The 18309-nt window shown below is 67.1% G+C and carries 21 protein-coding genes; 12 read left to right on the forward strand and 9 right to left on the reverse strand.

What is annotated here, in order from left to right; translation table 11 throughout:
- Positions 1-110: 110 nt before the first annotated feature.
- Both D472_RS0101130 and def read left to right on the forward strand, forming a co-directional pair.
- The gene (locus tag D472_RS0101130; protein WP_017602660.1) at positions 111-542 is read left to right on the forward strand and encodes an SMI1/KNR4 family protein; all 432 of its coding nucleotides are present in this window, start codon (positions 111-113) and stop codon (positions 540-542) included.
- Between the two features lie 94 nt (positions 543-636).
- On the forward strand, positions 637-1302 hold the full coding sequence (gene def, locus D472_RS0101135; RefSeq protein WP_026117265.1) for a peptide deformylase: 666 nt from the start codon (positions 637-639) through the stop codon (positions 1300-1302).
- Between the two features lie 178 nt (positions 1303-1480).
- Here def and D472_RS0101140 read toward each other — a convergent pair whose 3' ends face one another.
- On the reverse strand, positions 1481-2092 hold the full coding sequence (locus D472_RS0101140) for a flavodoxin family protein (RefSeq protein ID WP_026117266.1): 612 nt from the start codon (positions 2090-2092) through the stop codon (positions 1481-1483).
- A gap of 423 nt (positions 2093-2515) precedes the next feature.
- Here D472_RS0101140 and rnhA point away from each other — a divergent pair, with 423 nt between their 5' ends.
- Complete coding sequence (rnhA, locus tag D472_RS0101145) at positions 2516-2989, forward strand: ribonuclease HI (RefSeq protein WP_017602663.1); 474 nt, start codon at positions 2516-2518, stop codon at positions 2987-2989.
- Positions 2990-3066: 77 nt separating this feature from the next.
- On the opposite strand, the gene soxR is transcribed toward rnhA, so the two are convergent.
- Positions 3067-3525: a redox-sensitive transcriptional activator SoxR gene (soxR, locus tag D472_RS0101150; protein ID WP_017602664.1), complete on the reverse strand. Its 459-nt coding sequence runs from the start codon at positions 3523-3525 to the stop codon at positions 3067-3069.
- A gap of 92 nt (positions 3526-3617) precedes the next feature.
- On the opposite strand from soxR, the gene D472_RS0101155 reads away from it, so the two are divergent.
- Together D472_RS0101155 and D472_RS0101160 are read left to right on the forward strand one after the other, a co-directional pair.
- Positions 3618-4607 carry a GlxA family transcriptional regulator gene (locus D472_RS0101155; protein ID WP_026117267.1) on the forward strand — a complete coding sequence of 330 codons (990 nt, stop codon included), beginning with the start codon at positions 3618-3620 and terminating at the stop codon, positions 4605-4607.
- A 44-nt stretch (positions 4608-4651) separates the two neighbouring features.
- The gene (locus D472_RS0101160; RefSeq protein WP_017602667.1) at positions 4652-5617 is read left to right on the forward strand and encodes a DUF2332 domain-containing protein; all 966 of its coding nucleotides are present in this window, start codon (positions 4652-4654) and stop codon (positions 5615-5617) included.
- 57 nt (positions 5618-5674) lie between these two features.
- Here D472_RS0101160 and D472_RS0101165 read toward each other — a convergent pair whose 3' ends face one another.
- Both D472_RS0101165 and D472_RS0101170 read right to left on the reverse strand, forming a co-directional pair.
- Complete coding sequence (locus D472_RS0101165; RefSeq protein WP_017602668.1) at positions 5675-6652, reverse strand: adenosine deaminase; 978 nt, start codon at positions 6650-6652, stop codon at positions 5675-5677.
- 181 nt (positions 6653-6833) lie between these two features.
- A complete protein-coding gene (locus D472_RS0101170; RefSeq protein WP_017602669.1) occupies positions 6834-7784 on the reverse strand; it encodes an alpha/beta fold hydrolase in 951 nt (316 codons plus the stop codon).
- Between the two features lie 69 nt (positions 7785-7853).
- On the opposite strand from D472_RS0101170, the gene D472_RS0101175 reads away from it, so the two are divergent.
- The 6 genes from D472_RS0101175 to D472_RS0101200 all read left to right on the forward strand — a co-directional run bounded on the left by D472_RS0101175 (position 7854) and on the right by D472_RS0101200 (position 12767).
- Positions 7854-8705: a MerR family transcriptional regulator gene (locus D472_RS0101175; protein ID WP_033302888.1), complete on the forward strand. Its 852-nt coding sequence runs from the start codon at positions 7854-7856 to the stop codon at positions 8703-8705.
- Positions 8706-8746: 41 nt separating this feature from the next.
- Entirely contained in the window at positions 8747-9643 is an 897-nt protein-coding gene (locus D472_RS29245; RefSeq protein ID WP_026117269.1) for a transglutaminase domain-containing protein, read from the forward strand.
- 8 nt (positions 9644-9651) lie between these two features.
- The gene (locus D472_RS0101185) at positions 9652-10098 is read left to right on the forward strand and encodes a TIGR03618 family F420-dependent PPOX class oxidoreductase (protein ID WP_051045910.1); all 447 of its coding nucleotides are present in this window, start codon (positions 9652-9654) and stop codon (positions 10096-10098) included.
- 235 nt (positions 10099-10333) lie between these two features.
- Positions 10334-10504, forward strand: coding sequence for a hypothetical protein (locus D472_RS28370; protein WP_017602673.1), 171 nt, complete (start codon positions 10334-10336; stop codon positions 10502-10504).
- Positions 10505-10576: 72 nt separating this feature from the next.
- A complete protein-coding gene (locus tag D472_RS24500) occupies positions 10577-11509 on the forward strand; it encodes a CPBP family intramembrane glutamic endopeptidase (protein WP_017602674.1) in 933 nt (310 codons plus the stop codon).
- 277 nt (positions 11510-11786) lie between these two features.
- Positions 11787-12767, forward strand: coding sequence for a phosphotransferase family protein (locus D472_RS0101200; protein WP_017602675.1), 981 nt, complete (start codon positions 11787-11789; stop codon positions 12765-12767).
- Between the two features lie 4 nt (positions 12768-12771).
- On the opposite strand, the gene D472_RS0101205 is transcribed toward D472_RS0101200, so the two are convergent.
- The 3 genes from D472_RS0101205 to D472_RS24505 all read right to left on the reverse strand — a co-directional run bounded on the left by D472_RS0101205 (position 12772) and on the right by D472_RS24505 (position 14909).
- Positions 12772-13662: a phosphotransferase family protein gene (locus D472_RS0101205; RefSeq protein ID WP_017602676.1), complete on the reverse strand. Its 891-nt coding sequence runs from the start codon at positions 13660-13662 to the stop codon at positions 12772-12774.
- 366 nt (positions 13663-14028) lie between these two features.
- Positions 14029-14226, reverse strand: a complete 198-nt coding sequence (locus D472_RS28030; RefSeq protein ID WP_152447863.1) for a hypothetical protein — start codon at positions 14224-14226, stop codon at positions 14029-14031.
- A complete protein-coding gene (locus D472_RS24505; protein WP_051045911.1) occupies positions 14223-14909 on the reverse strand; it encodes a class I SAM-dependent methyltransferase in 687 nt (228 codons plus the stop codon). Before D472_RS24505 ends, D472_RS28030 begins: the two co-directional genes overlap by 4 nt.
- A 650-nt stretch (positions 14910-15559) precedes the next feature.
- On the opposite strand from D472_RS24505, the gene D472_RS0101215 reads away from it, so the two are divergent.
- Complete coding sequence (locus D472_RS0101215; protein WP_017602678.1) at positions 15560-16570, forward strand: MerR family transcriptional regulator; 1011 nt, start codon at positions 15560-15562, stop codon at positions 16568-16570.
- Between the two features lie 335 nt (positions 16571-16905).
- Here the strand turns inward: D472_RS0101215 and D472_RS24510 are convergent, their stop codons facing one another.
- Positions 16906-17577 (reverse strand): tyrosine-protein phosphatase, encoded by a 672-nt coding sequence (locus tag D472_RS24510; RefSeq protein WP_017602679.1) that lies wholly within the window; start codon positions 17575-17577, stop codon positions 16906-16908.
- A gap of 492 nt (positions 17578-18069) precedes the next feature.
- Positions 18070-18309: DUF4334 domain-containing protein (locus tag D472_RS27295; RefSeq protein ID WP_017602680.1), on the reverse strand; the 240-nt coding region annotated here is incomplete at its 5' end.

The raw sequence follows: 18309 nt of genomic DNA on the forward strand, positions 1-18309 counted from the left end.
GGTGTTGGGGGTGTTTTGGGGTGGTGGGGTGTGGGGTGGTGGTGGGATTTTCGTGGCAACTCGCCGGGTGCGATTTCCCGTGTGTTGCCGGGACCTGTGATGATCGGGGTGTGTGGCGTGAACTGATCTTGGAGATGTATCCGGAGGCCGATCTGTGTGATCCGGCCGATGAGGTGATGTTGGCCGAGGTGGAGAAGCATTTGATGCTGCCTTTGCCGTTCGAGTTGGCGTCGTTGTTGCGTGAGACCGATGGGGTGACCAACGAGTATGGGGATGCGGTGGTGTGGGGTGCGCGTCGGTTGGTGGAGGACAATCTGGGGATGCGGCGGGAGCCGGATTATCAGGAGTTGTACGCGCCCTTCGATGAGATGATCTTCTTCGGTGATTCGGACATGGGTCCGCAGTTCGCGTATGTGCATACGGACTATGGTCCGGGGATCGTGGTGTGGGATCATGAGAGTGATCAGCGGCGTTTGGTGGTGGTGTCGTTGAGGGACTACCTGGCGCGGTGTTTCATTCAGGGCAATGCCTGGTTCCGGTAGGTCGGGGTGGCGGGGGTGACCTGCCGATTCGTGCTATTTTTCGGTTGTTGGCGGTGTTCTGCCGCCCTTTGTCGCCCGCCCGGAGAGAAGGACCATGTCGGAGCAGTCTGTGCCCGTGCCCGTGACCATCGTTCAGGGGCGGGAGGTGTCGGACTTTCCGGAGTTCGCCCCTGAAGCCGCGCGTGGTCGTGTGTTGCGTGTGACGGTGACGGGTGAGGAGGTCCTGCACCGGGTCAATCGTGACGTGCCCGAGGAGATGTTGGGTGGGGCGGAGTTGGCGCGGTTGGTCGATGACATGTTCATGACCATGTACGCGGCCGAGGGTGTGGGGTTGGCGGGCAATCAGGTGGGTGTGGATCTGCGATTGTTCGTCTATGACTGCCCGGATGATGATGGGGTGCGTCATGTGGGTCATGTGATCAATCCGGTGTTGGATGAGCGTGACCTGGAGGACGCGGTGGTGGTGGAGAACGAGGGGTGTTTGTCGGTTCCGGGGCCGCACGCGGAGTTGGGTCGGGCCGAGCACGCCACGGTGCGTGGGGTGGACAAGGACGGCGACGAGGTGGTGCTCACCGGCAGCGGTTACTTCGCGCGGTGTTTGCAGCATGAGACCGATCACACCCTGGGTCGGTTGTACATCGACCGGTTGTCCAAGCGTGAGCGCAAGCGTGTGTTGAAGAAGATGAACGAGATGGCCTCCAACGTCATGGAGCGGCGCCAGGAGCGGGCCAAGGAGTTGGAGGCCGAGTTGGCCGGTTAGGTCGGTCGGGTTCTGGAACGTGTGCGGGCCGTCGCCCCCTGGTGGGGTGGCGGCCCGTTGTGGTGTGGGTTGTTCGGGTCAGGGGTCCTTGCTCGGTCCTGGCCACAAGAGCGGTGTCGTCTTCAGGCTGCTGGGCCCCGATGGCGCGCCGGTCGCCGGGGCCGGTCCCGAGCGGCTTTCAGGAGGCCGGGTATGGCCGCTCGCCGAGCAACCGCGCCAGGTGCGCGGCGTTGCGGGCCATGGTCGCGGTCGTGGTCGCCACCGCCTCGGGCGTGGTGTCGAGATCCTTGTAGTCCTTCGGATTCATCGCTTCGGAGTTCCAGTAGGTCGAACCGGTGGCGGGAATGGTGAACCCGGTATCGCTCAATGCCTGTGCGCAGTCCGCGACGATCTTGTGCGCGCCGTCTTCGTTGCCGACCACCGCGATCACGGCGACCTTGCCGTACATCGAAGGTCGGCCCTCGTCGTCGGTCTGGGACGATTCGGCGTTGAGACGTTCCAGTACCCGTTGGGCGATACTCGACATGTGCCCCACCCAGGTAGGGGTGGCCAGGACCAACACGTCGGCCTCGAGCAGCTTCTGCCGCAACCGGGGCCACTCGTCGCCGTCTCCCATGTCCACCGCTACCCCGGGGTCGATCCGATGGTCGGCGATGCGCACACACTCTCCCTCCACCCCTTGTTCGGCCAGAGCCTGGAGTACCTGTCGAGCCATCAGCTCAGTGCTCGATGCGTCCGGGCTGGGCTTGAGGGTGCAGACGAGGGCGAGAGCACGAGGTGAAGTAGCCATGCTCCCAACGTAGCGTGATGCTCGGTTCTCATCCGTTTACGGACGCGCGTGTGTTCGCGGTGGCCCAGCTCGTTGGCGGAGGGTGTGGCCTATGTGCGGTGGCGGGCGGCCGGTGGAACCGAGCNGGTGAGGAGCATCAGAAGGTAGAACCCTGGCGGTGTTCCCCGGTCTCCGGTGTGGCCGGTATCGATTCTCGTTGGCCGGGTTCTTCTGTGGTCGGAAGGGGCCGGGGACACGTTGGGTGAGTGGTGGTGACGCTGTGGGACCGGTCTGTGGCGTGGAGGAAGGGAGTGCCATTGGTCTTGAAGGTGGCCTGTTTTTTGTGTTTTGAGGGGACCATTGGTGTTGGTTGGCCCTGGAGGCGGCCCTGAAAATGAGGGTTGTGGTCTTTTCGTGATCTTGGGGGGCGGTAGATTGCCCCGCATGGACAACGGGGACGAGGTCGACCAGGGGTCGACGCGACGTGTGGTCGTTTACACCGATGGGGCGTGCAGTGGCAACCCCGGCCCGGGTGGGTGGGGTGTGTGGTTGCGCTATGGCGAACACGAGCGTGAGTTGTACGGGGGCGAGGCCCAGACCACCAACAATCGGATGGAGTTGATGGCGGCCATCCAGGCGTTGGAGAGCCTGAAGCGGCCGGTGCCGGTGTTGGTGCACACCGACTCCTCCTATGTGCGCAACGGCATCACGTCCTGGGTGCACGGGTGGAAGAAGCGCGGGTGGAAGACCGCGGACAAGAAGCCGGTCAAGAACGTGGACCTGTGGCAGCGGTTGGAGGAGTTGAACTCACGTCACCAGGTGGAGTGGCGGTGGGTGCGCGGTCATAGCGGGGATGAGGGCAACGATCGTGCCGACGCTTTGGCCTGCCGGGGACGTGATGAGGCGGCGGCCGGGTAGGGCGCCGGGCGGGTCGCGTGGGTGATGCGGTGGGTGGTCCTTGGGGCGCCCACCGTTCGGTGTCGGGGCCTGCCCGGTCAGAGGGGCGGGTCTTGGACCATGAGGCGGTGGGGGCCGGGGCCGGCGGTGGCGAGTTCGTCGTCGGGGTTGGACAGGTTGCACGAGTTCAGGGACAGGCAACCGCAGCCGATGCAGTCGGTCAGGTCATCGCGCAAACGAGTGAGTTGTTCGATGCGGGTGTCGAGTTCGTCGCGCCACTGGGCGGAGACCGCGGCCCAGTCCTGGCGGGTGGGGGTGCGGTTGTCGGGCAGTTGGTCCAGGGCCTGACGGATGCGGGCCAAAGGGATGCCCACGCGTTGGGAGATGCGGATGAAGGCCACCCGCCGCAGGGTGTCGCGCTGGTAGCGGCGTTGGTTGCCGGCCGTGCGGCGACTACGGATGAGGCCCTGGCGTTCGTAGAAGTGCAGGGCCGAGACGGCCACTCCGGAGCGTTCGGCGACCTGGCCGACGGTGAGTTCCTTGGTGAGAGGTGCCACGCGTTCCAGTCTAGGGCGGGCGGGCTTCGATGGCCGAATAGTTGGGGTGTGCGACCTTGTCGTCACGGCCGGGCGGGTGTGGGGTGAAGGGCATGGCACACAGCGCACGGCACGAAGTGATCATCGTGGTCTTCGATGGGATGCAGAGTTTGGACGCGACGGGCCCGTTGGAGGTGTTCACGGGTGCCTGCCGGGCGCCGGGGTCGCGGTATCGGGTGCGCACGGCGTCCCCTGGCGGGGAGGTCGTGACCTGTTCCAGTGGGGTGGGGTTGGTGCAGTCGATGGCGCTGGAGGAGGTGGAGGGCGTGGGCACGCTGGTGGTGCCCGGGGGTGAGGGCGCCCATGAGCCGGATCCGGGGTTGGTGGAGTGGGTGCGGGCGTTGGCCGAACGTGCGGGGCGGGCGGTCTCGGTGTGTTCGGGAGCGTTCGTGCTGGCGCGGGCGGGGTTGTTGGAGGGGGTGAGGGCGACCACACATTGGCGGCACTGCGCGAGGTTGGCGCGGGAGTTTTCGGGGGTGCGGGTGGAGGAGGACGCGGTGTTCGTGAAGTCGGGACGGGTGTGGACCTCGGCGGGGGTGACGTCGGGGATCGATGTGGCGTTGGCGGTGGTGGAGGAGGACCTGGGGCGTCGGGTGGCGTTGGATTTGGCGCGCAATCTGGTGGTGTTCTTGGTGCGGCCGGGTGGGCAGTCGCAGTTCTCCACACAGTTGGCGGTGCAGGTGGCCGAGCGGGAGGAGGTACGTCAGGTGCAGTATCTGGTGGAGGCCGATCCGGGGGCGCATTGGTCGGTGGCGCGGATGGCCGAGCGGGCGGGGTTGTCGGTGCGTCAGTTCTCGCGGGTGTTCACCGCTCAGGTGGGGTGTGGTCCGGGGCGGTACGTGGAGCGGGTGCGTCTTGAGTGGGCGCGGCGGCGGTTGGAGGAGGGGGCGGCCTCTGTGGTGGCGATCGCGCGGGGGTGTGGGTTCGGTACGGGGGAGGCGCTGCGTAAGGCGTTCGTGCGGCATCTGGGGTGTGCGCCTTTGGAGTATCGGGAGCGGTTCGGTGTGGGGGCGGCCTCCAAGGGCGATGGTGGCGGACGGTAATGTGCCGCTCACTTGGTCGTGGTCGGTGTGGAAGGGGTGTGGGCGTGCTCGAGGGTGCTGGGCGTCTCGCTCGGGTGTGGGCGCGTATGGCGGTCAACTTCGAGGAGGGTGGTTCTTCGGCCTATGCGCGGATCGCGCGAGGGGTGGCCGCTGATGAGGAGTTGGTGGGGTTGTTCTCGGGGTTGCCCGAGGGCAACAAGCGTCAACCGAACCTGTTGTTGGGGGCGGTGCGATACCTGGGTGGCCCGGTGGGGTCCTTTGCCGGGTGGCGGGCGTTCGTGGTGGAGCACTGGGAGCGGGTGGCCCAGGTGGTGTTGGAGCAATCGACCCAGACCAACGAGGTGCGTCGGTGTGCGACGTTGTTGCCGGTGTTGGCGGGGTTGGCGGGGCCGTTGGCGTTGGTCGAGGTGGGGGCGTCGGCGGGGTTGTGTCTGTATCCGGACCGGTACCGGTACTCCTATGACGGGGGTGCGCCGTTGGGGCCCAAGGGGAGTCCGGTGGTGTTGGAGTGTGCGACCTCGGGTGGGGTCGTGGTGCCTGATCGGGTGCCGGAGGTGGTTTGGCGTGCGGGGATCGATCTGAATCCGTTGGATGCCGGTGATGAGGGTGATGTGCGGTGGTTGGAGTCGTTGGTCTGGCCGGGGGATGAGGAGGCGGCGCGGGTGGAGCGGTTGCGGGGTGCGGCTTCGGTGGTGGCGGCCGATCCGCCCTTGATGTGGTCGGGGGATGTGCTGGAGGTGTTGGGGCAGGTGGTGGGGCGGGCGCCGGAAGGGGCCACGGTGGTGGTGTTCCACAGTGCGGTGTTGGCGTATCTGGGGCGGGGTGAGCGGGATCGGTTCGCTGCGCTGGTGGGGGAGTTGCCGGTGCGGTGGGTGAGTAATGAGGGGTGGGGGGTGTTTCCTGAGTGGGAGGGGGCGCGGCCTGAGCGGGAGGAGGACTTCACGTTGGCGTTGGATGGGCGTGTGGTGGGTCATGCGGGTGAGCATGGGCAGCGGTTGAGTCGGTGGTGAGGAACATGAAGAGGAGGGCTCGGCGCGTGGGTGCCGGGCCCTCCTTGTTCGTGTGGGTCAGGGGAAGACGTAGGCGTCGACTTGGGCGATGAGGTGGTCGCGGCGTTTGGGGGTGAGGAAGGAGGCGGTGAAGGAGTTGCGGGCCAGGGTGCGTAGGTCTTCGTTGGTCAGGCCCAGGTGGTGTTGGAGGGCGAGGTAGTTGTCGTGGACGTAGCCGCCGAAGTAGGAGGGGTCGTCGGAGTTGACGGTGACCAGGAGGCCGGCGTCCATGAGGGCGGGTAGGGGGTGGTCGGCCAGGGTGGGGACGGCGCGTAGGCGCACGTTGGACAGGGGGCACACAGTCAGGGGGGTTTGTGTGGTGGCCAGGTGGGTGAGCAGGGTGGGGTCGTCCAGGCAGCGGATGCCGTGGTCGATGCGTTCGACGTCCAGGTGGTTCAGGGCTTGCCAGATGTAGTCGGCGGGGCCTTCTTCTCCGGCGTGGGCGACGCGGCGCAGGCCCAGGTCGGCTGCTGCTTGGAAGACTTCGGTGAATTTGGTGGGTGGGTGGCCGATTTCGGCGGAGTCCAGGCCGACGGCGGTGATGTGGTGCAGGTGGGGGCGGGCGGCGTGGAGGGTGTCCATGGCTTCTTGGGCGGGGCGGTCGCGTAGGAAGCACAAGATGAGGTCGGTGGAGATGTCGTGGTGGGCGTCCAGGGCGGAGGTGATGCCTTGGATGACGGTGTCCAGGGGGATGCCGCGGTTGGTGTGGGCTTGGGGGTCGAAGAAGATTTCGGCGTGGCGGACGCCTTGGGTGGCGGCGCGTTGGAGGTAGGCGGTGGTCAGGTCGTGGAAGTCGTCCGGGGTGCGTAGGACGTCCATGAGCCGGTAGTAGAGGTCGAGGAAGGATTGGAGGTCGGTGAAGGAGTAGGCGGAGCGTAGGTGTTCGACGTCGGTGTAGGGGAGGGTGATGTTGTTGCGTTGGGCGAGGTGGAAGGCGAGTTCGGGTTCGAGGGTGCCTTCGATGTGGATGTGGAGTTCGGCTTTGGGGATGGCCATGAGAACCCGTGCCCCTTTCTGGTGTTTTGTGGTGGTGTGTTGGTCATTGTGACTGATGGTGGGGCGTGTGGTGACCATGGTGCGGGGGTGGTGCGGGCATGGGCCAGGGGCGTCCGCATCGGAACGCCCCTGGTTCGGTGAGGGACCGGCGTTGGTCGTGGTGGGCGAAGAGCCGTTGGGGTCACAGGGCGCGGAAGTCGTCCAGGGTGGTTTTGACGGCATGGCCGATGCCGGTGGTGTTCGCGGTGTGGGCGGCGTCGTCGATGATGTGGAGTCGGGCACCGGGCCAGCGTGCGGCCAGGTCGTGGGCGATGTCGCTGGGGCCGCTGATGTCCAGGCGGCCGTTGATGAGGGCGGCGGGCAGGTGGGTGATGGTGGGCAGGTCGCGCATGAGTTGGTCGGGGGCCAGGAAACAGTCGTTGGCCCAGTAGTGGGTGACCAGGCGGGCGAAGGTGGCGCGAAAGGCCGGGTCCTGGAAACGGGGGTTGGGGGTGTGTCCGGGTGCGGTGGCCACGTGGGTGTCCTCCCAGGCGCACCAGGCCAGGGCGGCGTCGTGGCGTACCTGGGGGTCGGGGTCGTTGAGCAGGCGGGCGTAGGCGGCCGGTAGGGCTCGGGGGTCGGCTTCGGGGCCGGCGGCGGCACGGAATTCTTCCCATGGGGTGGGGAAGACGCGGCGCATGGTGTGGGTGATCCAGGTGATCTCTTGGCGGGTGCCGGTGTTGACGGCGAACAGCACCAGGGAGCGGATGTGTTCGGGGTGGGCTTGGGCGTAGGCCAGGGCCAGGCAGGAGCCCCAGGAGGCGCCCATCAGGTGCCAGGTGTCGATGCCCAGGTGGGTGCGTAGGGCTTCGAAGTCGGTGATCAGGTGTGCGGTGGTGTTGGTGCTCAGGTCGGTGTCGATGTCGCCGGCGTCGGGGGTACTGGCACCGGTTCCGCGTTGGTCGAGCAGGATGAGCCGGTAGTGGTCGGGGTCGGTGAAGCGGGACCAGGTGGGGCAGGAGCCTGATCCGGGGCCGCCGTGCACGGCCAGGATGGGGACCCCGTGGGGGTGGCCGCTTTCTTGCCAGAACAGGTGTTGGCCGTCAGGTCGGGGCAGGTGGCCGCTGGTGTGGGGGCGGTGTGGGGGGTACATGGTCGTGCTCCTGGTGTTGGTGGGTGGGGTTTGACCGTGCCCTTGGGGCAGGGGCCACACTCGGTGCCCATGGACATGATGCAGGAGCCGGAGGAGTTGGGTCGCGGTGCGTTCTCGCGTCGTTCGGGGTTGTCGGTCAAGGCGTTGCGTCTGTATGAGCGGTCGGGGTTGTTGGTGCCGCGGCGGGTGGCCGAGAACGGGTACCGGTTCTATGGGCGTGATCAGCTGGCGGTGGCCGAGCGGATTCGGGCGTTGCGGCTGCTGGGGATGCCGCTTGTGGTGGTGGAGCGGGTCTTGGGGGTGGGGCCGGGTGAGGGTGCGGATCTGGTGCGGTCCTGGTGGCGGGTGCAGGAGCAGGTGCTGGAGTCGAGGCGGGCGTTGGTGGAGCAGGCCTGTGCGTTGGTGCGGGGGCGGGGTGGTTCGGGGGTGGACCTGGTCGACTTCGAGGTGGGGGTCGAGCCGGTGGTGGAACGGTCGGTGGCCTGTGTGCGGGTGCGGGTGAATCAGCAGGATCTGGTGGAGACCTACCTGGGGGCGGCCCAGCGGTTGCGGTGTGCGTTGGCGGAGCAGGGGGCGGTGGCCGACGAGCAGACCTGGGTGGTGTACCACCAAACACCCACCCCGGATGGTCGGGCGTGGGTGGAGGTGGCGGTGCCCTACACGGGGGTGGTCCGCCCGGTGGGGGAGATGGTGTTGCGGATGGAACCGGGTGGGGTGTGGTGGGTGGCGCGGGTGCGAAGGCGGGATTGTTTTCATCCGCGGATCATGGGCGCTTACGCGGCTTTGCGGGGAGCGCTTTCACGGTCTGGGGCGCGGGAGCGGGATGTGGTGCGGGAGGTGTATCTGCGCCCGTGGGAGGAGGTGGGTGAGCAGGAGGTGTTCGCGTGGGTGGCGTGTCCGGTGTGGGGTGTGCGGGTGTAGGTCGGGCTCGTGGGTGGGCCTGTGAGGAAAAGGAGTATGTGGTGGATGTGTCGCGGTGGGCCGCGCAGAGCGCTATGAGTGATCCGGGTGTGCACGCGTCGGTGTTGGAGGCGTTGCCCGTGGACGTGGAGCGTTTGTGTGGGGTGTTGCGGGGGGTGGTGACCCATTATCGGGCCGGTGGTGTGGTCGGTGTGGGCGAGCGGTGGGAGGAGATCGATGCGCGGTGGGTGGAGTCGATGTTGGCCTTGGATCAGGCGCGTGATCGGCGGCCCTGGGGCGTGGGGGAGCGGGTGCCGTTGGTGGGGTGCTGTCGGGATTTCGCCTTGTTGGGGGTGGCGGCGTTGCGTGCCCGGGGAGTGCCGGCACGTACGCGGGTGGGGTTCGCCTCCTACCTGGAGCGGGGTTTTGGGGTCGATCACGTGCTGATCGAGTATTGGGATGGGAAGCGGTGGGTGTGGGTCGATCCGATGCTGGACCCGGGTGGGGGTTGGGGGTTCGATGTGGTGGATGTGCCGCACGGTGCCGGTGTGGGGCGGGATGTGTTCTCCAGTGCGGCGCGGGTGTGGTCGGCTTATCGGGCCGGGGAGGTGGACGCCGGTCGGTTCGGGGTGAGTGGGGCGTTGGCGCCGATGTTGGCCGGAGGGTGGTTGGTGCGTGACTATGTGTGGTTGGAGTTGGCGCACCGGCAAGGGGTGGAGACGTTGTTGTGGGATGGGTGGGGGGCGATGGGTGCACAGGGTGATAGTGCGTTGACCGATGTGGTGGCGGGGTTGTTGGTGGCGGCCGATGAGGGGGATGTGGGGGCGGAGGAGGAGTTGGCGGCCTGGTTCGTAGATGATGAACGTCTGGGGCCGCGGGGGTGGGTGTTTTGTGCTTCGCCTTCGGGTTATCGGGGGTGGGTGGATGTGGATTCGCGGATGGTGGAGCCTGCGGTGTGAGTGGCGGTATGTCGAAGGTGTTTTGTTGGAAAGGGGATGTGTCGGTGGAGCAGGGCGAGGACCCGTTCTTGGGATTTTGGCGGGAGTATCACCTGTGCACGTTGGCGTCGCCGCGCCCTGGGGGTGGGATCCATCAGGTGCCGGTGGGGGTGACCTATGATCCGGAGCGGTTCTTGGCGCGGGTGATCACTTTCGCTTCCAGTTACAAGGCGCGGAATGTGAGGGAACATCCGGGGGTGCGGGTGTCGGTGTGTCAGGTGGATGGTCGACGGTGGTCGACGTTGGAGGGCACCGCCACGGTCACCGATGAGCCGGAGGCGGTGGCCGAGGCCGAGCGTCGTTACGGTGAGCGTTACCGGGTGCCGCGCCCCAACCCGGAGCGGGTGGTGATCGAGATCGCCGTGGATCGGGTGTTGGGCAACGTGCGTCCCGAGCGGGAGGGTGTGGTGCCCTGAGTGGTGGTCCTTCGCGTGGGGTAACGCCCACAGGGTGGGCTGTTCGTGCGGGCCGGTGGGCGGTCGATCTCGCCCGGAACCGTGTCCTGCCCGTTCAGCCAGGGGAGGAATTCGGGAGTCTGGCCGGGATCGCTTGCTCGGCTCAGGCCGACAAGTACCTGCGCCGTTACGGCGAACTCTTCGAAGCCGCCCGGGGGTGGGGGCGACCCAAGGCCTTGGATAGGTTGAGCCCACCATGTCCAAGCGTTACCCCACTGAACTGTGCGAACGCGTCATGCGCCTGGCCCAACAGACCTGGGGCGGCCACTCCCCCACCAGCGCGGCGCTCGCGGTCAAAACCATCGCCGTCGAACCGGAGGTCGGTGCCGAGAACCTGCGCGTGTGGGTGCGCCAAGTCGACCTTTGATACCGGCTCCCACCAGGGCATGGGGCTCTCCCGACACCGAATAAGGAGCAAGACGATCGAAGGACAGTGCACATGAACCGGGCCGGACTCTGGGTTTTCCTACTCATCGCCTTTGGCGGGTCGTGGCTTTTGGCGTTGCCGTTGTGGGTGGGCGCCGACGGGTTGGCCTCGCCCTGGATGGCGCTGATCGGTGTGCTGATCATGTTCACGCCCACGGCCGCCTTGGTGGCGGTCTGGTCCACCCGCCGAAAGGAGGGCGTCTGGGCCCGCGAGCTGGCCAGGCAGACCGGGCTCGGTTTGGGGGCGCGTAAAGGCCGAACCCTGGCGGTGACGGTCGCGCTGTGGATCGGTGTTCCGCTGTTCGCCATCGTGGCCACGGCGCTCAGTGCGGCCCTGGGGCTCATGGACCTGGATTTGGAGAACTTCTCCCTGTTGAGGGAGAGCACCGAGGAGTCCGGTGTCGAAGTGCCGATGCCCCTCCAGGTACTGGTCGCCGTACAGTTGGTCGCGATCTTGCCCGGTGCGCTGTTCAATTCCCTGTTCGCCTTCGGGGAGGAATGGGCGTGGCGGGGCTGGCTGTTGCCCCGGCTCATGGGTCGGGGAACACTGTTCGCCGTGGTGGTCTCTGGAGTGATCTGGGGTCTTTGGCATGCTCCGCTGACCTTGCTGGGATACAACTACGCTGCGCTGGGGCCCTGGGCGGCCCTGATGTTCGTGCCCTTTTGTGTGCTGTTCGGGGCGGTGCTGGGGTGGGCGCGCTTGAGTACCGCGAGTGTGTGGCCCGCCGTGGTCGGTCACGGTGCGCTCAACGCCTCGGCGGGGATCCCGATGCTGGTGGCCGATGCCGCGGCTGCGCCCAACCTGGCGCTGGCCGGACCTCTTGGTGTGGTGGGGATGGTGTTGCTCGCGGTGGTGGCGCTGGTGTTGTTCGGTCTCTTTGCGCCCCGTGGGCAGCAGAGTGTCGTCGAACCGGAGCCGGACCGTGCGGTCGGCTCCGGCGCCTGAGGGCGTTCGTCGGGTTCAGCGTTCATGACAGCGGGGCGGCGTCTGTCCAGGGCCTGTGCCGGCAGCGGTCATAGCCGTTCTGGGCGTGGGGTACCGGGTCGGTGGCGGTATTGAGTGCGGCGACGCTGGAGCTTCGGGTAGTCCTGCGTTAGGGCGTCCTGCCTGCTGTTCCTGGACACCGCCGGGTCCACGGTGGTGGGCGAAAACGGTGCGGCCGATGGTGGGTGGGAGGGTTAGGCCGGCACGCTCCTACCCCCTGTTCGTTGGTGGAGTCGCCATGTCGGATGAAGAATCGCGCCGGTTGACCGATCACGTCCTTTTACGAGAGTTGGCCCGCCAGGCGTTGGGTGTGCGGGTGGCTCGGGTGGAGCGGTTACGTGGTGGCACCAAAAAGGGCGTATACCGGTTGGTGACGGCCACCGGTTTCGCCGTCATCGCCTATGTGTGGAGTGAGCGGGAGAACTTTTGGCCGGTCTTTGGGCAGGGCAGGCGGGAAGATCCTTTCGCGCACGCCGATGGGGTGGAGTTGTTCGTCGCCGCCCGAGACCGGTTGGCCCGGGCGGGGGTGCGGGTGCCGGCCGTGCACGTGGTGAAGCGCGACCATCCTGGGTTGGGGACCGATGTGGCGCTGGTGGAGGAGGTGCCCGGTCCCACGTTGGAGGAGTACCTCGCCTGGGGTGACACGGCGCGGGTGGAGCGGGTGTTGGGCCGGCTCAGGACCTCGTTGGAGGCGATGGCGGCCCGTACCGGGCCCGGGTTCGGCAAGGTTTCGCGGCCCTTGGACGGGGAGCGAGAGTGTGTGCCCTGGGTGGTGGAGCGGGCTCGAGCGGATCTGGCCGAGGGGGCGCGTCGACGCGCTGAGTTGGGCCGGGTGCGAAGGCGGGTGGCCGCGTTGCTGGAGGAGTCGGCCGCCCGAGTGGAGCCGCGAAGGCGCTACGGGTTGGTGCATGGGGAGTTGGGTCCCGATCACGTGCTGGTCGACACCGATGGGGAACCGGTGCTCATCGACGTCGAGGGGTTGATGTTCTTCGACGTGGAGTGGGAGCACGCGTTCTTGAGGTTGCGGTTCGGTGAGTGGTACCGGTACCTGAAAGTGCCCGGGTTGGATGCGGCCCGGTTGGATCTGTACGTGTTGGCGCAACGGTTGTCGTTGGTGGCCGGACCGTTGCGGTTGTTGGAGGGGGATTTTCCCGACCGGCGGGTGATGATGGACATCGTCGAGCACAACCTGGCCTGGGTCCTGGATCGGGTGGGGTAGGTCTTCACCACTGGAGTAGGTGTGGCCAGGGGTGGGTGGCCACAAGACGCAGCAATCCCACCAGGCGGGAGGCCGGCGGAGCGCTCCAGTGACGTGGCCCCGGGCAGGGGGCGGGGTCGGTCAGGCGTGCCAGGGCCCAGGTCAGGTGGTGGTGCAGGATACGGACCTTGAGGGAGTGTTCTTGGCCCGGTGGGCTCGGGTAGCCGGCCAAGACCTCGGGCAGCCAGTGGGGTGGGAGTTTGGCGAAGTCCACCGCCGCTTCGGCCAGGGCCGCCTCGCCCCAGTCCACGATGGCGGACAGGGCACCATCGGGGGTGGCCAGCAGGTTGGTGGGGGACAGGTCGCCGTGGATCAGGACGGGTTCGGGTGGTGTGCGGGGTACGTGCTCGGCCAGGTGGTGGAAGAGGTCGGTGAGCCACCCGGCGGTGGAGGCGTCCAGCATTCCGGTGCGGTGCAGGTCTTGGACCAGGGTGGTGGGATCGTCCTGTTCCACCTGAAGGGGTGGGGTGTGCAGGTGCTGTGTGGGCAGGTGGTGCAGGCGGTGTAGTTGTCGACCCACCTGATGAAGGAAGGCTCGGGTGGGGGTGCGCTCGGCCATGTCGGTGCCTGGCATACGGGTGATGAGCAGGTGGGGTACGGGTGCCGGGGCGTGGTGGAGGAGTTCGGGTACGGGGAGCCCGGCCGTGTGGGCCAAGGGTAGGAGTTCGGCCTCTTTTTCCAGGTCCTTGGTGTGGGAGGGGGAGCGGGGGATGCGCAGGACCAGTTCTTCGCCCAGGGCCAGGACGTGGTTGGCCTGGCCCTGGGGTAGTGGGTGCACCTGGTCGGGGTCGATGTGGTGGCGCTTGGCCAGGGCTTGGGCGAGTTCGTGTGCGTCAAGGGCGGAAGTGGTCTTCATGTGGGCCGGCCGGTGGTCGGCCAGGTGGGATCGCAGTCATGGGCCGTGACGGGCGGTGTCGAATTCGAGGACTTGTGAACCGTGCCCCACCGGGGCGACGGAGTGCGTTGTCCCAGGAAGCGCTTTTTCCAGCACGGGATGGACGGCTTCGCGGTAGAAACGATGGGGCGATCCCAGGCCGGGGATGAAGGCGGGGTAGGCATGGGGTGATGGTGTCGGATCGGGGCGGGGTGGTCGAACCGTTTTCCTCGGGGGCGTTTCGCACAGGCCTTGGTGGCCCGGTCCTTGCTGGTCGAAGCGTTATGTGCCCACCGCGCCCTGTAGGGATCGGCGAAGGTGCGCACGCACCGCCTCGGGTCGCTCCACTCAGGGTGGGTGTCCTGCGTTCTCGGTCCGGGGCAGGGGGCGAGCGGGTTCGAGCGCGAGTGGTTGGAGTGCCGCTATGGGGCGGGGATCGTCGGTGCCGCCGAGGAGTTCGGTGTGCGCGGGCGACCGTGCGCGTAGCTCGCTCAGGTGTGCTTGGAGTGGGTCCGCGTGTTCTTGTTCACCGAGTTCAGCGTTCATGGTCCAGTTGACCGGGCGTCGGTGTCGGGCCTGCCGTGCGGCTTGACGCCGTCCACTGTGCGGCGGGCCAGTAGGTGGGTGTCGAGGAAGCCACGTTCGGAGGCCGGGTCGTGGAGTAGCCGCGCGAAGGGAACGAGTCCGGCGTCGGCCAGTAGCTCGGCCAGGCGTTCCACCGGCCAGCTGTAGGCGGGTGCCACTTTGTGGTCGAACCGGATCGGCTCTGGCCCCTGGGTGCCGAAGCAGGAGACCAGGAGTAGGCCACCTGGTGCCAGGACGCGGGCTTGCTCGGCGAGCAGCTTCGGCAGGTCCTCCGCAGGGGTGTGGATCATCGAGTAGTGGGCCAGTACGCCGCCGAGCGCGCCGTCCTGGATCGGTAGGGACTCCATCCGTGCCTGCTGGAAGCACAGCGCCGGATGGGCTCTCCTGGCGTGGTCGATCATGCCTGGGGAGAGGTCGAGTCCGAGGGCGTTCAGGCCCAGTTCGTTCAGCATGGCCGTCAGATGTCCGGGCCCGCACCCCAGGTCCGCTGCCTTGGGGTTGCCCGTCGCGCGCACCAGTTCGGTGAATGTGGCGATCATGGCGCGGGAGAACGGTGGTGTCTCCAGCCGGTTGGCGAACAGCGACGCGTAGGGTTCGACGACCCCGTCGTAGGCCGCCCTGATCTGGTCCTGATGATCTGCCATGGGCAGGACCCTACAGTCGATCCGGTCCGAGTATCGTCCGGGCGGGTCGCGTGCTCGTCTGGTGGAGGACTCGTGGCCGGAGGGTGGCGCGGGTGGGCAGAGCGGGATCATGCGCGTCCGTGTCGCCACCGCCGTCGGTTGGCCCACCATCGGGTCTTTCTTCCGTCCTCGAGGTGGGGGCTTTCCTCTATTCCATGGATCTGGAGGAGGAGACCGCGCAAGGGTGGTGGATGTCGTCCGAACCCCGCTCGTGCGGTGGTCGTCGTGGGCGAAGGCGGTGCGGTTCTGGGCATGGTGAAGATGAACCGTCGCCACCTGGGCGACGCCGCTCACATCGCCTGCGCCGGTCGTGTGGTCGATCCTGCTCCGGAGGGGCGGGGTGGGTCGGGCCTTGTGCGAGTACACGTTGGCGTGGGCGTGCACGGCCGGTTGTGGGACCAGGCGGTTCAATGCGGTGGCGCGGACCAATACGCGTGCGGTGGGGGTGTGCGAATCGCTCTGTTTCGAGGTGCTGGGCACGTTGCCGGAAGGGTTCGCCCCTTACCGTGTACGGCTATGTCGGTTTGCACGTCATGTATCGGCGACCGTGATCGATGCCGATGGTGGAAAGGGCTTGAATCTGAAGTCACTGAAGGTCTCATAGTCGTTTCATGAACCAAGAAGAGCTGTACTCCATCGGGGACGCCGCACATCGCAGTGGCCTGAGCGTCAGCGCCGTCCGCTTCTACGCCGAGGCCGGGATCATCGAACCCACGGGGACCTCTGAAGGCGGCCATCGCCTCTATGACATCCACGCCATCGCCCGCCTGGAACTGGTCCGTACCCTGCGGGAGTTGGACACCGGTTTGGAGGAGATCCGCCGCCTGCTCCAGGGCGGAACGACCTTGCACGAGTTGCTCACCACGCACCTGGAGGTGGTCGAGCGTCAGGAGCAGGTCTTGCGGGCCAGACAGGCGGTGCTTCGAACGTTGATCGAGCAGGGTTCCACGACCGCGCAGGCGGATCTGATGCATCGGCTCGTGTCGATGGCCGACGATGAGCGGGAGCGGGTCGTCGATGGCTTTTGGGACGAGGTCGGTCGGGGCTTGGACGTGCCCGAGGGGTTCGTGGACCGGTTGCGCATGATGCGGCCGCGTTTGCCCCAGGATCCCACCGCCGCCCAACTCCAGGCGTGGATCGAGTTGGCCGATCTGTTGTGCGACCAAGGGTTCAGCGCTGGGGTTCGCGATTATCTCAGGGACGTGTACTCCCCCGCTCCGGGACGGTTCATCGCCACCGATTCGGTGCAGGACTTCATCCACACCGATGGTGCCGAGGCCGGGGCCCGACTGGTCGCCCTCCATCAGGCCGGGGAGCCGCCCCACTCCCGGTACTCCCAGGAGGCCGTCGCGCGTTTCGCCGAGGTGAGCGCCGCACTTTCGGGAAGCCGGGCCGATGCGGGGTATCGCGCTCGGTTGGCCGCCGCCTTCGAGCAGGCGGAGATCTTCATGGGTCAGGAGGATGGCCCCTATCAGGCCGAGGAGGCTCGCTTGGCGCGAACGCACGGTCGGTATCTGTCCTTGGTGGCGGCGATCAATGGCAACGCACCCCAGGAGGAGGATCCGATTCCCTATATCTCCTGGCTGGTGGCGGCTTTGCGCGTGGAGGGCGCTTGCGTGTAGGAACGAGGCCTCGGCTCGGGGCGCCGGGGGTTCAGGTGTTGTTTTCGGTCCGGGGTTCCTTGTTCCGGTCTTGTAACCGGTGCAGAAGATCACCGGGTCGGCTGCGGTCCGGTGGCCGGAGGATCCGGCCGGGGGAATCCCTTCGTTCGTGGCGATCTGGTCGTAGGGGCGGGTGGGTCCACCGGAGCGAACCCGCGTTCCTGGAGGCTCGCCCCACCATGAGGAGACCTCGCTCGTGGTCTGTAGAGCCCCACCACCTGGGGTGTCGAACGCTGTGGTGGTGCGGCACCACACAGGGAGCACCGATCGAACGACCGTGGTCGTGCGGGGTTCGATCAGTTCAGGAGCTGAGCCCGCAGGCGGGTGAGATCTTCCTCGGTGACTCCTGCTTTTCGTAGGTAGGCCTGCACGTCCAGGTCCTTGAGGACGTCGAGGACGCTGTCTCGTGGTGTCAGCCCGTGGTCGGCCAGCAAGGACTCGATCATCGGGCCTTGGTCGTCCTGTCCCATCGCGGTGAACAGAGGACGGAGCGCGGAGGTGGACAGGGCGTAGTCCTCGGCTATCGCTTCGGCGTCGACTTCGGCCAGGGAGAGCAGCAGCAAAGAGACCAGACCGGTGCGGTCGCGTCCGGCTCCGCAGTGGAACAGGACGCCGCCGGGGTCGGACTGTGCCAGAGCGGTGATCACCGCGGCACACCGCTCGGTTTTGTGTTCGAGGAAGGGCCGGAAGTAGAGCGGGGTCCCGTTCAACCGCCTATGGTTGATGTCTTTCCAGAACTCGAGGTCCTCGACATCGTCCAAGGGCACTTCCAGACGCTTGATCTCGGGTGGGAGGGGCGTTCGAGTCGATTCTGCGGGGAAGGCGGCGGATCCGCCTTGGCTGGTGAGGCCTTGGCCTGGGGTCGGTCGGATCTCGTCTGGGTTGCGCAGGTCCATAACGGTGCGTACACCGGCCTCGTAGGCGGACCGCCACCCCTTGGCGGTGACGAACCGCAGGTCGGTGGACATCAAGGACGGTGGCGGGATGCATCCTCCGGAACCAATCGGCAGGGGGCCGGCTGTGGGGAGGTCAAGGCGGTTGGACGCGTCGGAGAGCCACCGCCCCCCGAACCCTTCGTCGATCGGTTGCTCCAGGCCGAGGACCAGCGGACCAGCAGGAGCACCACCGACCGGCATAACCGGTATGCGGCCTGGCTGTTCTCCGGTAGCGGGGCCGGGCGCCCCATGCTCCGCCCGGCCTCGCCGGCCCGATCCGTGACATCGGCGTTCCCGGAACAGCGGTGCGCACCTGCGTGCTGCGTCGACCCGTGCTCCAGGCCCCGCTCCGGTCATGGCTCGGGCACCGGCTTCCACGACAAGACCACCGCCCGAGTCGTCGCTCGGGCTGAGGGGGCTTGGAACCGCTACGCCCCGGCGACGGCTCCGGGGCAGTGCCCGCCGGTGCCGGCCTGCGGCGTCCACCACGAACGGTGCTCGTTTCGGGAGGGCGGGGCCGGTGGGTCATAGCGTTGCCGGGGCGGGTCTGTTTCGGCGCAGCACGAAGAAGAAGGGGGCGCTGTCACCGCGCATGTCCATCACGCCGATCAGTGTGCTCTCGTCCACCTTGCGGAAGTGGTCGTTGATGGGGAGCGCGTCGTAGGACATGGTCGCGCATGCCGTGCCACGGTACTCGGTCATGCGCAACCGTGCCGCGGGTCTGCTGGTGCGCAGTAGGCGCAGCGAGCGGCGGGGCGCCCGCCG

The sequence above is a fragment of the Nocardiopsis alkaliphila YIM 80379 genome, assembly GCF_000341005.1.
GTDB lineage: Bacteria > Actinomycetota > Actinomycetes > Streptosporangiales > Streptosporangiaceae > Nocardiopsis > Nocardiopsis alkaliphila.

What these genes read in the sequence shown, in the direction of transcription:
- D472_RS0101155 (WP_026117267.1), top strand. Translation starts at nt 3,618, where the DNA reads ATGGCACACAGCGCACGGCACGAAGTGATCATCGTGGTCTTCGATGGG.
- D472_RS0101185 (WP_051045910.1), top strand. Translation starts at nt 9,652, where the DNA reads ATGTCGAAGGTGTTTTGTTGGAAAGGGGATGTGTCGGTGGAGCAGGGC.
- D472_RS24500 (WP_017602674.1), top strand. Translation starts at nt 10,577, where the DNA reads ATGAACCGGGCCGGACTCTGGGTTTTCCTACTCATCGCCTTTGGCGGG.
- D472_RS24505 (WP_051045911.1), bottom strand. Translation starts at nt 14,909, where the DNA reads ATGGCAGATCATCAGGACCAGATCAGGGCGGCCTACGACGGGGTCGTC.
- D472_RS0101140 (WP_026117266.1), bottom strand. Translation starts at nt 2,092, where the DNA reads ATGGCTACTTCACCTCGTGCTCTCGCCCTCGTCTGCACCCTCAAGCCC.
- D472_RS28030 (WP_152447863.1), bottom strand. Translation starts at nt 14,226, where the DNA reads ATGAACGCTGAACTCGGTGAACAAGAACACGCGGACCCACTCCAAGCA.
- D472_RS0101215 (WP_017602678.1), top strand. Translation starts at nt 15,560, where the DNA reads ATGAACCAAGAAGAGCTGTACTCCATCGGGGACGCCGCACATCGCAGT.
- def (WP_026117265.1), top strand. Translation starts at nt 637, where the DNA reads ATGTCGGAGCAGTCTGTGCCCGTGCCCGTGACCATCGTTCAGGGGCGG.
- D472_RS0101165 (WP_017602668.1), bottom strand. Translation starts at nt 6,652, where the DNA reads ATGGCCATCCCCAAAGCCGAACTCCACATCCACATCGAAGGCACCCTC.
- rnhA (WP_017602663.1), top strand. Translation starts at nt 2,516, where the DNA reads ATGGACAACGGGGACGAGGTCGACCAGGGGTCGACGCGACGTGTGGTC.
- D472_RS24510 (WP_017602679.1), bottom strand. Translation starts at nt 17,577, where the DNA reads ATGTCCACCGACCTGCGGTTCGTCACCGCCAAGGGGTGGCGGTCCGCC.
- D472_RS0101175 (WP_033302888.1), top strand. Translation starts at nt 7,854, where the DNA reads ATGGACATGATGCAGGAGCCGGAGGAGTTGGGTCGCGGTGCGTTCTCG.
- D472_RS0101170 (WP_017602669.1), bottom strand. Translation starts at nt 7,784, where the DNA reads ATGTACCCCCCACACCGCCCCCACACCAGCGGCCACCTGCCCCGACCT.
- D472_RS0101200 (WP_017602675.1), top strand. Translation starts at nt 11,787, where the DNA reads ATGTCGGATGAAGAATCGCGCCGGTTGACCGATCACGTCCTTTTACGA.
- D472_RS28370 (WP_017602673.1), top strand. Translation starts at nt 10,334, where the DNA reads ATGTCCAAGCGTTACCCCACTGAACTGTGCGAACGCGTCATGCGCCTG.
- D472_RS0101205 (WP_017602676.1), bottom strand. Translation starts at nt 13,662, where the DNA reads ATGAAGACCACTTCCGCCCTTGACGCACACGAACTCGCCCAAGCCCTG.